Here is a 13,003-nt window from a genome sequence, read left to right on the forward strand (position 1 = left end):
TCCTTACTAATAATTCTAAAATAAAGCTCCCATAGAGAACTGAAAAACATAAGATTTCTCGCCATTTTTAGGTGCCAGATTCTTGCCTACCTCTACTCTAATTGGTCCAAGTGGAGATATCCATTTTATACCTACACCAACATCTTTTTTAAGGTCGCCAAAATCGTATGAATAAAGCCACGAATTACCTATATCGAAAAATGCATCACCGTATAATTTTAAAGCCTCTACTAATGGAAAAATCGTCTCAGCTTGAGCGTATGCATCCCTTGTGCCACCAATGTAGTTTCCATATTGATCTGTAGGACTTACTGTGCCATAATCAAAACCTCTCAAGCTATCTATACCGCCTAAGAAATATCTATCCGCAAGCGGCACTCCTTTCCCACCTATGCCTTTTGCAAAACCAATACTACCTTTTAAGTGGCCTATCATACCCCAAAATATAGGATGGAAATACTCCACAGTATTATCCCACTTAACATACCTTGCGTTTCCGCCAAATCCTGTAAAACCTAAACTTGACGAAGCAATCGTTCCCTTTGTCGGGAAAATAGTATTGTTAACTGAACTCCATTTTATAAAAGGTGTAATGGTACTTTCTGTCGTAGTGCCAGCTTCTTGTTGTAAATAATAGCTTGGCGTGCCAGCTGTTATATCAATTTTATTTTGAGATAAAGAATACGAAGCTCCAACACTTAACTGATCGTCATAAAATCTCTTTGCAACGGTAAATTTAAAACCGTATGTTTTTTGATTGTAATCCCAACCGTAATATTCCATATTGTACAAATCTAAGCCGACAGATATTGGCTTATTATCAACCCAAGGGTTTACTAAACTTATATCGAATAAATGGCTATTTGCAGAAAGGTTTGCGTAAAACTTTCCATATACACCTGATCCAAACAAATTCCTTTGCGTAATAGAGCCCATAACACCTACTTTGTAGTAAGAACTATAACCTACACCTAATGATAACATACCAGTCATTTTTTCTTTTACATTGACTTTCATATTTACTTCATCTTTACCTGGAATACGCTCTGTGCTTATCTTTACGTTATCAAAGTAATCCGTGTTATAAATTTTTTCCCTGGATTCTTGTATTTTTGATTCAGAATATAAACTGCCTTGATTGAGGCGAATTTCTCTTCTTATGACATTATCCCATGTTTTATCATTGCCCGTTATTTCAATTCTGTGAATATAGACTTTGTTACCCTTGTTAATATCAAATGTAACGTCAACTGTATGATTTTGTCTATCCAGTGTAACTATAGGGTTAATATCACAAAAAGCATAACCCTTGTCTGCGTAAGCCGTAGTGAGATCTCCTATGTCTTTCCTTAATTGAACACCATTGAATGTTTTTCCAACTTTTAATTTGACAATTTTTTCAAGGTCTTTTAATGTATACGGTTCAATATGCTCGTATTTTAAGCTCTTTAATGTATATTGTGCCCCCTCATCAATCGAAATGTCCATATCAATATAGCCTGTGTCTGGCTCTATATTTACAGTTGGCCCATTAACTTTTACATCAGCATAACCTTTTGACAAGTAGAGATCTCTAATTGCCTGTATATCAGAATCAAGATCCTGTGGATTTAATTTACCCGTATAAAACCACGGTAAAAAAGTCAGTATATATGGACCATATTTTTCATGATTTTTCATAACATCCAATATTTCGCTAGTTTTTATATGTTTATTGCCAATAATATTTATTTTATGAACGAAAGTTTTCTTCCCTTCTCTTATGTCAAAAACTATATCTACACGATTACCTGCAACAGGTTCTAGCTTATATGAAACATTTGTAAGGTAAATACCTTTTGACGCATAAAAGCCTACAATAGCCGATATACTTTCCTGCAAGTTTTTTTTGCTTAAAATTTGGTATTCCTTTACTTTACACACTTTATACAGTTCTTCATCCTTAAACATTTTGTTGCCCTTAAATTTAACAAACCTAATTGCGGGTTTTTCCTTGACATTAAATGTTAAAATCACGCCGTTTGAGGTATTGGTTACTTTAGCTGTTACTGTTTCAAAAAAGCCTAAGTTATAAATGTTTTTAATATCTTCGTTAACAGCTTTTATATCTAAAGACGTATTTGTTTTTTCTTTCACAGCACTTAATATTGTAGGTTTATCTATTCTTACATTACCTTCTACATTAATCTCAACAATATTTTGAGCGTATGCAAAATTTAGTAACAAAAAAAATATGAACAAAAAACTAACTATTGTCTTCATTGGTTAAAACCCCTTCTGATAAAAAATATGTAGTATCACAAAACCGCGCAATTTTATTGCTATGGGTAGAAATTACCACCGTAGTATTAAACGATTGTTGTAAATCGCGTAGCAGTGACATTAATAACTTTGCATTATTCTCATCAATATTAGATGTAGGCTCATCTGTAATTATTACTTTTGGGTTATTTATTAAAGCCCTAGCTATAGCAACTCTTTGTTTTTCGCCACCAGACAAATTATAACTCCGCTTGTTAAAAAACTCTTGATTGATTCCAACTCTCAATAAGAGCTCTTTTGCATAATCTATTTTTATTATACCATTAATCATTGTGGGAAGCAAAACATTTTCTAGTACTGAAAGCTCGTTTATAAGTGAATAGAATTGAAAAACAAAACCAATATTGGCATTTCTTAATAAAGCAAGGTTTTTTTTATCCGTAAAATTTATTTTTTCTCCAGAAAAATACACGTCTCCACTATCAGGCTCATCCAATAAACCCAATATATGAAGGAGTGTAGATTTGCCAGAACCTGAAACACCCATGATGGCTACCATCTGGCCTTCTTCGACATTAAAATTTATGTTGTTTAGTACTAACGTTTCACTTTTACCGCTTTTAAAAGATTTTTTTATATTAGAGGCGCTTAAAATCACTGTCTTAATACCTCTATTATATTCATCCTAGAAGCTTTCGATGCAGGATAAAGGCTTGCAAGTACACATAAACCAACAGAAACTATGGAAATTCCTACAACATAAGTCAAAGTAATATCTACTGGAATTTTTGTAATGTAATAAACCTGTTTGGGTAAGCTTACAATATCGTAATGCTTTAAAATATAGCCCAGAGATAATCCCAAAAAATCACCAATAATAGTACCTATAAAACCTAAAATCAACCCTTGCTTTATGAATATGCTTTTAATATTTTTTGATGTAGCACCAAGAGAAACAAGTATCGCTATATCTTTAACCTTTTCCATAACCAGCATAGTAAGTGAGTTCATGATATCAAAAGCCGCCACAATTATAATTAAAAGCAAAATAATACCCATAGCAATTTTTTCTAATTTTAAAGCAGTGAAAAAATTCTTATTCATTTGAGCCCAAGTAACAAAATAATACTGACTTGGCAGTATTTTACCCAGAAAGCTACCTACTTTATTTATATTGTATGGATTATACAAATTTACAGCTATGGTATTTATCTGATCATATGTCTGCATATTTTTCCATAATACATCTAAAGGTATATATGAAAAAGCCAAGTCATATTCATACATCCCAGAATCAAACACACCCGTGACAGGAACTTCAAATGATACGGGAGAAAAACCCATAGCTGTAGGATTAGAATAAGCTAGTGTAACTCTAACATTTTGGCCAGCAGATACACCAATTGCTTTCATTAATTCCTTACCCAACACTATCCCATTTGTCCTACCCTTTATATACTTTTCAACATATGGTTTATCGCTAAAATCTACACCGTTTAATATAGAACCACTTGATTGACCATTAGCACTTACAATACACTGTTCAACTAAAGAAGGATAAACGTTGGCAACCATTTTATCAGATTTTATTTTTCCAAGAAGTTTCCTATCTAGATTAAATGTTCCATCAAAATTTTTAATAATTATGTGTGGGTTTGCACCTATTATTTTTGATTCCAGCATTTTGTCAAAACCATTCATAATCCCTAAAACTAAAATTAGCGCGCCCACACCAATTGCAATACTAATAATAGAAAGCAAAGAAGAAAGCGAAATCAGTTTTTCCTCTTTTTTAGAACTTATGTATTTTATAGCTAAAAAGTTTTCAAAATTGAATTTCTTCATTTATCAATTAATCGTCTTTTAATGCGTATTTTAAAACCTCTTGCATGTCCTTAACAAAATAAAATTTTACGTCTTTTATCTTTAGTTGCGATTGAATTTCTGACACATCTTTTTTGTTGTCAAAAGGTACAATAATTTCTTTTATACCAACCCTCAGTGCTGCTAGAGTTTTTTCTTTAAGCCCACCAATTGGTAAAACTCTACCAGTAAGTGTAATTTCACCCGTCATTGCAATATCAGATCTGACTAGTTTATTAGTTAGAGCAGAAATAATAGCACATGCTATGGTTATGCCCGCACTTGGGCCATCTTTTGGCGTTGCACCTTCTGGTACATGTATATGGAAATCGTACTTTTCGTAAAATTCTTCCTCCAGATTTAGCTCTTTATATTGAGTTCTCGCAAAAGAAACTGCAGCTTGTGCTGACTCTTTAAATACATCGCCAAGTGAACCTGTAAGCATTAGTTTTCCACTACCTTTAACCTTTAGGGCTTCAATAAACAATACCTCACCGCCAACAGGTGTCCACGCAAGACCCGTAGCAATGCCAATATAATCTTTGTCTAGCTTTTCGCTGCTATAGTACCTTGGTATACCTAAATATTTTTCTAAATTTCCTACATTAATTTCATATATGGTTGATTGATCTTTTTTTGGAGATTCTACAATTTGTCTTGCAATTTTTCTTAAAATAGCTGTAATATTTTTTTCTAAATTCCTTACGCCTGCCTCTTTGGCGTAGTTTTCAATAACGCTTTGGATGGCTTTATCTGTAAACTTTATATTGTACTCATTAAGCCCGTGGTTTTCAATCTGCTTGGGTATAATGTATTTCTTTGCAATTTTCATTTTTTCTATCGTTGTATAACCAGAGAGTCTAACAATTTCCATTCTATCCAATAGTGGCGCAGGTATCGTATCTGTAGAGTTGGCTGTCGTTATAAAAAAGACTTTTGATAAATCAAATGGAACACCTATATAGTGGTCTTCGAATTCATAATTTTGCTCTGAGTCCAAAACTTCAAGCATGGCACTAGCTGGATCACCTCTAAAATCGCTGCCTAGTTTATCAATTTCATCTAAAACAAAAACAGGGTTATTTGTTCCTGTTTGTTTTAGACCTTGTATAATCCTTCCCGGCAGTGCCCCTACGTATGTCCTTCTATGTCCTCTAATTTCTGCTTCGTCTCTAACGCCACCCAAAGATATTCGCCACAATTTTCTTCCCATAGCACGGGCAATAGATTTTGCAAGTGAAGTTTTGCCTACACCGGGTGGTCCAATAAAACATAAAATAGGGCCTTTTATATCATTTTTTATTTTTTTAACGGCCAGATACTCCAGAATTCTTTTTTTTGCTTCTTCTATGTCATAGTGGTCTTCATTCAGAGTTTTTTCTATAGACTTTATATCTAGTTTATCTTGTGAAGAAACACTCCATGGTAAACTAACCATCCAATCAATGTATGTACGAATTACATTGGCCTCGGCAGAATCGGAGTACATTTTTTCTAATCTAGACAGTTGCTTTAGACACTCTTTCCCTGCTTGCTCGCTCATTTTTACTGCTTCAATCTTTTGCCTAAGCTCTTCTATCTCATCTGAGTCTGCCTTTTCGCCTAACTCTTTCTTTACAGCTTTTAGCTGCTCTTTCAAGAAATACTCTTTTTGTGCTTTTGAAATTTCTTCCCTGGCTTCTCTTTGGATTTTAGCCTGCATATCAAGTATTTGCAGTTCTCTATTCAAGATGCTGACTATTTTTCTTAATCGCTCTTTCACAGATAATATTTCTATTAATTCTTGCATCTGATTTATCTTTAATTGTAGATTTGCAATGATAATATCAGCAAACTGTTCGCTTTTTTCTATATTGTTTGCAATTACAACAATATCATTGGGTATATTCTTATTTAAAGCTACAAGTTTTTGGAGTTGATCTTTAATTGTCCTAATCAGGACCTCTATTTCAATCTCTTCTTCTGGTGTTGATGCTAATTGGTCTTGCAATAGCGAAACTTCAGCTTCAAAAAAGGGGTTATCTTTTATCGTTTTGGTATAGCTCACAATAGATGCTTTTCTCAATCCTTGGACCAATATTTTTACTCTACCATCTGGCATCTTAAGCATTCTTAAAATCAAGCATACTGTGCCAACGGTATTTATTTGATCTGGTGTTGGTTCATTTTCTTCAAAATTTTTCTGGCTCACGGCAAAAATCATTCTATCTTTTGATAAAGCCTCATCTATTGCCTTAATAGAAAATTCTCTACCTACCAGCAACGGTGTAACCATATAAGGAAAAACAACCATATCTCTAAGTGGCACAACAGGCAAAACACTAGGTATTTCTATATCTTGGTTGGCTAAGCTTTCGTTATTATTACTCATAAATCAAAACCTCTCTAAAATAATTTCTAATACTCCGTTGTTATAGTTTACTTTACTTACATTTTCAACATAGAATGGCAAATCTATGTATTTTTTAAAATAACCAAAAATACGCTCTGCCCTTATATATGCTACGTTACTTCTTTCTTTTTTTTTCTTAAAACCAGAGATAATCAAAGAAGTGTGATTTGTATCGATTGCCAAACTATCTAACTGCAAATCTGGTATTTCAAGCTCTATGTGTACTTTATCACCTTCTTCGTAAATATCCGCTAAAATCGAATCTGAACTTGCGTTTTTTTGTAAAACTAAAAAATGAGCAAAAAAAATCACTCTGTTATTAACCATATTATTTACTCTTTTTTTCTAACTCTTTGTAAAATAAAACAATGTATTTACTGTTTGGATATTTCTTTTTTAATTCATTAAAAAAATCCATAGCCCCTTGCTTTTTGCCTAAATGATAGTAAGAAGATGCCAGTAAATACAACATTTCATCGTTAAAATTCAAATCAGAAAAATGCTTTGCCATATAATCAAGCTCAATTTGAGCTGCCCTATACCTTCCTAAGTCATAATAGAAACGAGTAATAAACAACTGATGTTGGTAAAGTTGTTTTGCACATTCAGTTAAATAGTTATAAACTTCATCTTTGTATGGATTATCTGGATATTTATCCAAGAGTACAAGAAAATTTTTTATAGCATTTTTTGTAGGTGTTTGATCGAGTCTATATCCATTCATCATTTTGTAATAACTCATAGCAATTTTATATTGAGCAAACATGGCATCATTTGTATCTGGATACAACTCTATAAATTTTTTGTATTCGTCTATTGATAAAAGATAATCTTCCTCGCTGTAATAAACATCACCTAAAATAAGATGCGCTTTCTTTGAATAAATGCTACCTGGATGTTGTTGATTAATCATCAATAAACTATGTTCGGCTTCTTTGTAGTTATGATTAATGTAATACTGGACTCCCTCGTTGTACCATTCATAGGCACTTTTTTCTAGCTCTGTTTTAACTAATTCTTTAGGAGCAGAACATGCAGAAACAAAAAAAACAATTAAAGCAATTGCAATGTAAGTGAAAATAGTTTTTTTCATGATAATAACCCATTTTTTATATCAAGTGCTGAGCTAATCATAAGCTATCTCCTTTATAATAATTTTTTCAAATTGCATATCACTTGATAATTCATTTAACTTTTTAATAAGTTGATCCTTCATGCTTTCCATTTCTTGATGCCAAACGGAGCTAAATACACCTATAGTTAAAACACCATCTTTAAAGTTTAACACAACAACATCATCTTCACTAAAATTTAACTGTTTAAATATATCTTTAGCTTTCAGTATATATCCAGCCCTTTCTAACCCCAAATCCTTCAACAAATCAAAAGTAGCTGTAGATATATCAACTAACGCCATATTCTTTAAGCGTTTTCTGCTTGTTTTACATCGTTTCTAATCATTATAATAAAATCGCGTTCATTTTTTTTGAGCACATTTTCTATGTAAGCACCTAATTGAGGCAATTTTTGAGCAATTTTTGATATATAGTCATACTCGTTTACATATGCAAGTATATATTTACCTTTTGGAGCAGACTTAATCGAGCTGTCTAAAATACCGCAGGCCTCAGATTCATTTTTACCTCTTAAATCCACTTCTTTTGCTATATCAAAGCTATCGCCTTTGCCGTCCATAAAACCTCCTTATTTTTTTGCATATTTTTTCTGGAATTTATCAACCCTTCCGCCTTCATCAACAATTTTTTCTTTACCTGTAAAAAACGGGTGGCATTTATTACATATCTGGACCTTAAGATTTTTAATAGTTGAATGAACTTCTACTTTATTGCCACATGCACACTCGATAGTTGTTAACTCATATTTTGGATGAAAATTTTTTTTCATTAGCTACCTCCTTTTTGCTAATCGTAAAATATCACAAATTACCTATTTTATCAAGTGCTCATTGTTTATTTTTGATACATAGTCTTTTAATGTCTGGTTCAGCTTTTTAAGTTCATTTCTCATCGAAAAAAGAACAATTGGTAAAGCTATCCACATTAAAAAACTCACAGTCAAAAATACAATTAAAGCTAGAAAAAAAATATCATACATTGACGATGTAAAAGATTTAGTTAATACTGAAATCATTTTTCACCTACCAACACGCTAAATCCACCCTCACCAAAGCCTTCTTTGGGTTCTTCAACGGCATTTATTTGTCTATAATCGCCTAACAACACTTGATAGGCTTGCTTGAAAGTAAAACCCGATTTTTCCAACAAATCTATAACCTGTTTTGATGAAAAAAATCTTGCATGCTTATAGAATACACTGTTTTCTTTTTTTTCTAAGTAAAGTCTGCCTAAAGTTGTATCTGAATCTACAATACCTATGATAATTTTACCTTTTGGTTTTAATATGCGATAACACTCCTTTAAACTCTTTAGTGGATCATTTACAAAGCAAATCGTTACAGCCATTAAGGCAAAATCAAAACTATTGTCTTCAAGCGGTAAACTTTCCGCTACGCCAAATATTACATCTATGCCATTTTTCTTTGCAATATCCGCCATTTGCTTTGATGGTTCAACACCCACTTTAATACCAAGTGGCAAAGCAAATCTCCCGCTACCTACCCCAATTTCAATACCTTTGCCTTCTTTGGGCATGACTTTTTTAAGAGCCTCTACTTCTGATAAGTAAACGTACTTATTCTTTTCAAACCATTCTTCGTAATCTTCTGTATTGTTATCAAATACTTGAATCTTATCTGAATAATTCTTAAAGTACTCTAAAACTTCAACTGCATTAACAAAATCCAAAAAAATGTATTCTATGCTTTTACTTGTAATTATATTTTTAAATTCAACTGAAACACTTTTGCCGATTAATACACTATCGCCAAGCTTGTTTATATCTAATGCGCAGTCCTGAATTTTCTTTTTTTGATCGCCTTCAACAATTAAATAAAATGGCGAGTCTTCAAAATTGCCATCGAATATATCACCGTTTTCATTAATTGATATAACAGCTTTCTTCATTTTATCCTCCCTTTTTTTTCGTTTTTATTATACTTAAAATATATCCAAAACTCAACAATTTTAAGATTTTTGTTGCAAAATAGTCAATTTTTTATAGAATCACCTATGTTGAAGTAAAAAACTTTACTAAAAAAATGAGTTTACCTTGTTTTATTGGCAAAATTTTAGATAACAAAATAATCATAGAAGGTCAAGAGTACCACCACGCAATCAATGTTAAAAGATTAAAGATAGACGATAAAATTGAAGTAAACAACTTAAATGGTAATTATCTAATTGGAACAATAAGCAAAATAGAAAAAAAATATTTTATTGCCACGATTGATCGCACAATTGAAAAAGCTCTTCCACATATCAATGTAACGCTTTATCAGTGCCTGCCAAATAAATTATCAGTAATTGATGAGCTTATAGAACCTATTTCTCAGCTTAACGTAGCTACTTTTGTACCCACTATATCAGATTTTTCTAGATTAAAACTAAAAGATATTCAAAAAAAAATGCTTAAATGGGAAAAAATAGCCGTCCAGTCTCTTAAGCAGTGCAAAAGGCTATACCCGCTTACTATACAAAATCCGCAAAAACTTCCAAACATTGATTCAAAAGAATCTTTAAAAATAGTATTTTATGAAAATGAAAAAAATAAAACGCTCAAAGATTTGCCAGTTAAAAATATTGAAAGTGTTGCAGTTGCAATTGGCCCAGAAGGTGGATTTAATGAAAATGAAATTACGGTTTTACAAAAGAAAGGTTTTGTTGCGCTCAGTTTATCAACAAACATATTAAAAGCAGAAGTTGCAACAATTGCGGCACTTGCTCAGATAGAATTAATATTTAGATAGTCTTCCAGCCATCTAAAACTAGGTACTTGAAACCAAACACTTTATTAAGCTTAATGGCAAAATCCTCTTTGTCTTGCACAAACTTATCTACATAAACATCAATACCATCTATATTAAGCAAAATATACTTATCTGAGTTTTTGGGTGAACCGATTGACACTTCAGGGATCGTTTTTATATCTATGCAGGTATTTGCGACATCATGGTAAGTTATGCTAACCTTTCCACCTTTTTTAACCCGTCTTTACCACTTTTTGACAGAATCCACCAAAAAACAGGCGTTTTTTGCATATAAACCTTTTAGCTACCTTGGGCTTTTCTAAAGCCCATATTGACCTATCTATACTATCTATCATATAAAGGCTTGTTTACCCAAAAAGCGAGCATGCTGTTAAATACTGGGCGCAAAACTAAGCGCTTTGGATGTTTTACTTTCCACCGCATTTGAGCATATAAGCCAAAATGCACTCTATAGAATATCAGATAAGCTGCTTTTGCATAAAGACCAAATAGAAAGCTTGCGTAGCGCAAAAGTAAAAACGGCTTTTGAAGAAAAGCTAAAGTCTATAATAGAAAGCAAGCGTCTGAAAAGGTACGATAAAGCTTTAGAGCAAATCTCAAGACTCAAATAGAAAGAAAAAGCATAATAAAATAAACTCGCTGCTTGCAAATTTAACAAAAAATACTGTAGTACCCATAGAAAAAATAATGCTGTTATAATAGCATTATCAAACTACAGGTGGTAAAGAGGAGTTAAAAGCAACAAAATAGAAATTCTACCCGCTAAAATATAGCCTCTGTCAAAAGGTACACAATCTATGTCAGTAAGCTTGTTATTTATATAAAATGCCCTGCTAATATTTATTTTATTCTCACTGCAGACGCTATTTTGAAGCGGCTTTAAGTCTAAATTTTGTGGATAAGCAGAAATCACTTGTTTATCTGAACTTGTTATCAAAACAGCATAGATATCTGGGTGTTGATCTACAAAGTTTTTTATAGTAAAACGAGCTTTTTGTGTATAGAAATTTGTAGCAATAGAATCTTTAAGCAAATTTTCTGAATTACGTAACAGTCTTACGTAAGTTTGGATAGTAAATGCACTCTGCTGTGCTATTGTATTTAACTCAGACTATGTATAGCGCACAAAATTTCTGTAAACCCTAATAAATACTACAGAAACAATCAAAAAAGCAATGAGGCTTATGATAGCCCAACTTAGCATAAAGTATTTTGATAAATTTGCTTTAAAAGCCTTTATGTTCGCTTAAATACCACCACTTTTTTTTGTTACAACAAACCAGCTTTTTTGCTTGCAAACGTTATTGCTAGATAATTGAGAAAATAATAACCCTTATATGTCAAATTTTGTTTCACTTAGATAACTTTATTATATACTGCCAAATAATTCTTAAGTAAAAATTGTCACTAATTAAGCCTTTTGAGCGCCAGGTTTCAGCCTTGAGCCTGCAATCTGGCCTGCCACGGATGCCACTAAAAATAACGGTATAAAGTAATAGCTAATACCAAGCAAAATTCTAGGCAGTGCAATAAATGGGATTGGAATGTGAATATAAGCAAACCAGCGCCAGGAAAATTTCTTTACTTTAGATCTTAATCGCCCAAAAGGAATGTTAATTAAAAAAGCAAAAACTGCTAACAATACAAACATTGTATTATTTTAATTATTTTTATTAAAATTGCAAATTTTTCTATTTTTGAATTTATGGTTTGCAAAAAATATTTTTTTAGATATAATTTTGTTATCTTTAATGTGCTGGAGGATTATTATGAAAAAAATTTTCTTATCTATCTTGGGTCTTATTTTAATGTTTTCTTATGCAAACGCCACAGTTAATTACGCATCCATTGCTAAAAAACTTGTTCCTGCTAATGTAAACATTGAGCTTAAGCAGACTAACGATTTTCAAATTCCAGGTTTTAAAACATTTATTGCAACTCTAAAACCACAGAACGCATCGGTAACTGTTTATAAGTATTTATGGATTTCAGAGGATGGCAAATATGTAATACCAAACCTTTTAGCCTATGCAAACAATTCTGTCTCACAAATTGAGCCCAAAGTTAAAGAATCCTATAATACAGTAAATATTGAGTGGTTCAATAGAGTATTGTCAACATTAAGCTCAAACTTGAAAAAAAGCTATGGCAACGGAAAAATCGAGGTTTATATATTATCTGATCCATATTGTCCTTTCTGTAAAGAGCAGCTTGCTCAAGCAATTGAACTTGCAAAACAAAATAAAATTAAATTATATGTTATACCATTTGATGTACACGGGGAAAAATCAACACAAGCTTCAATGTTATTCTGGGATATAGAATCAAAAACAAACCTTGCTGACGCTTTAGCAAAAGTAGAAGCTGCATCATTTGAAAATGTTGACAAAATTGTCTCTCAAAATCAAAACTTAATCAAACAACTAACACCAAAATATCAAGCAAAACTTCACTACTTAAAAGAAGAATTTTTTAAACAAAAGTTAAACGGTACGCCTTCTATTATCATTAGAAAAACAAATATAACAGGCATAGTAATTGTAGGCCTAACCAATCTTGCTAATTTTGTAAAGTAAACC

Annotated in this window: 16 protein-coding genes and 1 pseudogene; 3 read left to right on the forward strand and 14 right to left on the reverse strand. The window is 32.1% G+C overall.

The features are described from left to right. Window positions 1-15 precede the first annotated feature (15 nt). Genes bamA through DESAMIL20_RS05710 form a run of 11 tightly spaced genes read right to left on the reverse strand, consistent with a single transcriptional unit; the run spans window position 16 to window position 9,561 of the window. Window positions 16-2,262: an outer membrane protein assembly factor BamA gene (gene bamA / locus DESAMIL20_RS05660; protein WP_086033842.1), complete on the reverse strand. Its 2,247-nt coding sequence runs from the start codon at window positions 2,260-2,262 to the stop codon at window positions 16-18. Next, a complete protein-coding gene (locus DESAMIL20_RS05665; RefSeq protein ID WP_086033843.1) occupies window positions 2,246-2,920 on the reverse strand; it encodes an ABC transporter ATP-binding protein in 675 nt (224 codons plus the stop codon). Before DESAMIL20_RS05665 ends, bamA begins: the two co-directional genes overlap by 17 nt. Next, on the reverse strand, window positions 2,917-4,107 hold the full coding sequence (locus DESAMIL20_RS05670) for an ABC transporter permease (RefSeq protein ID WP_086033844.1): 1,191 nt from the start codon (window positions 4,105-4,107) through the stop codon (window positions 2,917-2,919). The genes DESAMIL20_RS05665 and DESAMIL20_RS05670 overlap by 4 nt, the downstream gene beginning before the upstream one ends. A 7-nt stretch (window positions 4,108-4,114) precedes the next feature. After that, window positions 4,115-6,496 (reverse strand): endopeptidase La, encoded by a 2,382-nt coding sequence (gene lon / locus DESAMIL20_RS05675; RefSeq protein ID WP_086033845.1) that lies wholly within the window; start codon window positions 6,494-6,496, stop codon window positions 4,115-4,117. Between the two features lie 3 nt (window positions 6,497-6,499). Beyond that, complete coding sequence (locus DESAMIL20_RS05680; RefSeq protein ID WP_086033846.1) at window positions 6,500-6,844, reverse strand: Hsp20/alpha crystallin family protein; 345 nt, start codon at window positions 6,842-6,844, stop codon at window positions 6,500-6,502. Window position 6,845: 1 nt separating this feature from the next. Beyond that, entirely contained in the window at window positions 6,846-7,610 is a 765-nt protein-coding gene (locus DESAMIL20_RS05685; protein ID WP_086033847.1) for an outer membrane protein assembly factor BamD, read from the reverse strand. A 33-nt stretch (window positions 7,611-7,643) separates the two neighbouring features. Further along, window positions 7,644-7,934 (reverse strand): DciA family protein, encoded by a 291-nt coding sequence (locus DESAMIL20_RS05690; protein WP_086033848.1) that lies wholly within the window; start codon window positions 7,932-7,934, stop codon window positions 7,644-7,646. Window positions 7,935-7,939: 5 nt separating this feature from the next. After that, window positions 7,940-8,212, reverse strand: a complete 273-nt coding sequence (locus DESAMIL20_RS05695) for a hypothetical protein (protein ID WP_086033849.1) — start codon at window positions 8,210-8,212, stop codon at window positions 7,940-7,942. Window positions 8,213-8,221: 9 nt separating this feature from the next. After that, on the reverse strand, window positions 8,222-8,422 hold the full coding sequence (gene rpmE / locus DESAMIL20_RS05700) for a 50S ribosomal protein L31 (protein WP_086033850.1): 201 nt from the start codon (window positions 8,420-8,422) through the stop codon (window positions 8,222-8,224). Between the two features lie 42 nt (window positions 8,423-8,464). Further along, window positions 8,465-8,668, reverse strand: a complete 204-nt coding sequence (locus DESAMIL20_RS05705; protein WP_086033851.1) for a hypothetical protein — start codon at window positions 8,666-8,668, stop codon at window positions 8,465-8,467. Further along, on the reverse strand, window positions 8,665-9,561 hold the full coding sequence (locus DESAMIL20_RS05710; RefSeq protein WP_086033852.1) for a class I SAM-dependent methyltransferase: 897 nt from the start codon (window positions 9,559-9,561) through the stop codon (window positions 8,665-8,667). Before DESAMIL20_RS05710 ends, DESAMIL20_RS05705 begins: the two co-directional genes overlap by 4 nt. A gap of 134 nt (window positions 9,562-9,695) precedes the next feature. On the opposite strand from DESAMIL20_RS05710, the gene DESAMIL20_RS05715 reads away from it, so the two are divergent. Then, entirely contained in the window at window positions 9,696-10,403 is a 708-nt protein-coding gene (locus tag DESAMIL20_RS05715; RefSeq protein ID WP_204218572.1) for an RsmE family RNA methyltransferase, read from the forward strand. On the opposite strand, the pseudogene DESAMIL20_RS10485 reads toward DESAMIL20_RS05715, so the two are convergent. Beyond that, a pseudogene (locus DESAMIL20_RS10485) lies at window positions 10,396-10,626 on the reverse strand (CC/Se motif family (seleno)protein); the annotation flags it as partial. The gene DESAMIL20_RS05715 and the pseudogene DESAMIL20_RS10485 overlap by 8 nt on opposite strands. Before the next feature lie 196 nt (window positions 10,627-10,822). Between DESAMIL20_RS10485 and DESAMIL20_RS05720 the strand changes: the two are divergent. After that, on the forward strand, window positions 10,823-11,035 hold the full coding sequence (locus tag DESAMIL20_RS05720; RefSeq protein ID WP_086033853.1) for a hypothetical protein: 213 nt from the start codon (window positions 10,823-10,825) through the stop codon (window positions 11,033-11,035). 101 nt (window positions 11,036-11,136) lie between these two features. On the opposite strand, the gene DESAMIL20_RS05725 is transcribed toward DESAMIL20_RS05720, so the two are convergent. Further along, complete coding sequence (locus tag DESAMIL20_RS05725; protein ID WP_086033854.1) at window positions 11,137-11,457, reverse strand: hypothetical protein; 321 nt, start codon at window positions 11,455-11,457, stop codon at window positions 11,137-11,139. Window positions 11,458-11,835: 378 nt separating this feature from the next. Then, window positions 11,836-12,075: a hypothetical protein gene (locus tag DESAMIL20_RS05730; protein ID WP_086033855.1), complete on the reverse strand. Its 240-nt coding sequence runs from the start codon at window positions 12,073-12,075 to the stop codon at window positions 11,836-11,838. A 118-nt stretch (window positions 12,076-12,193) separates the two neighbouring features. Here DESAMIL20_RS05730 and DESAMIL20_RS05735 point away from each other — a divergent pair, with 118 nt between their 5' ends. Further along, entirely contained in the window at window positions 12,194-13,000 is an 807-nt protein-coding gene (locus DESAMIL20_RS05735; protein ID WP_158090537.1) for a DsbA family protein, read from the forward strand. Window positions 13,001-13,003: the final 3 nt, after the last annotated feature.

Source organism: Desulfurella amilsii (assembly GCF_002119425.1).
Lineage (GTDB): Bacteria > Campylobacterota_A > Desulfurellia > Desulfurellales > Desulfurellaceae > Desulfurella > Desulfurella amilsii.

What these genes read in the sequence shown, in the direction of transcription:
- DESAMIL20_RS05730 (WP_086033855.1), bottom strand. Translation starts at nt 12,075, where the DNA reads ATGTTTGTATTGTTAGCAGTTTTTGCTTTTTTAATTAACATTCCTTTT.
- DESAMIL20_RS05680 (WP_086033846.1), bottom strand. Translation starts at nt 6,844, where the DNA reads ATGGTTAATAACAGAGTGATTTTTTTTGCTCATTTTTTAGTTTTACAA.
- DESAMIL20_RS05735 (WP_158090537.1), top strand. Translation starts at nt 12,194, where the DNA reads ATGAAAAAAATTTTCTTATCTATCTTGGGTCTTATTTTAATGTTTTCT.
- DESAMIL20_RS05690 (WP_086033848.1), bottom strand. Translation starts at nt 7,934, where the DNA reads ATGGCGTTAGTTGATATATCTACAGCTACTTTTGATTTGTTGAAGGAT.
- DESAMIL20_RS05685 (WP_086033847.1), bottom strand. Translation starts at nt 7,610, where the DNA reads ATGAAAAAAACTATTTTCACTTACATTGCAATTGCTTTAATTGTTTTT.
- DESAMIL20_RS05705 (WP_086033851.1), bottom strand. Translation starts at nt 8,668, where the DNA reads ATGATTTCAGTATTAACTAAATCTTTTACATCGTCAATGTATGATATT.
- bamA (WP_086033842.1), bottom strand. Translation starts at nt 2,262, where the DNA reads ATGAAGACAATAGTTAGTTTTTTGTTCATATTTTTTTTGTTACTAAAT.
- DESAMIL20_RS05670 (WP_086033844.1), bottom strand. Translation starts at nt 4,107, where the DNA reads ATGAAGAAATTCAATTTTGAAAACTTTTTAGCTATAAAATACATAAGT.
- rpmE (WP_086033850.1), bottom strand. Translation starts at nt 8,422, where the DNA reads ATGAAAAAAAATTTTCATCCAAAATATGAGTTAACAACTATCGAGTGT.
- DESAMIL20_RS05695 (WP_086033849.1), bottom strand. Translation starts at nt 8,212, where the DNA reads ATGGACGGCAAAGGCGATAGCTTTGATATAGCAAAAGAAGTGGATTTA.
- DESAMIL20_RS05710 (WP_086033852.1), bottom strand. Translation starts at nt 9,561, where the DNA reads ATGAAGAAAGCTGTTATATCAATTAATGAAAACGGTGATATATTCGAT.
- lon (WP_086033845.1), bottom strand. Translation starts at nt 6,496, where the DNA reads ATGAGTAATAATAACGAAAGCTTAGCCAACCAAGATATAGAAATACCT.
- DESAMIL20_RS05715 (WP_204218572.1), top strand. Translation starts at nt 9,696, where the DNA reads ATGAGTTTACCTTGTTTTATTGGCAAAATTTTAGATAACAAAATAATC.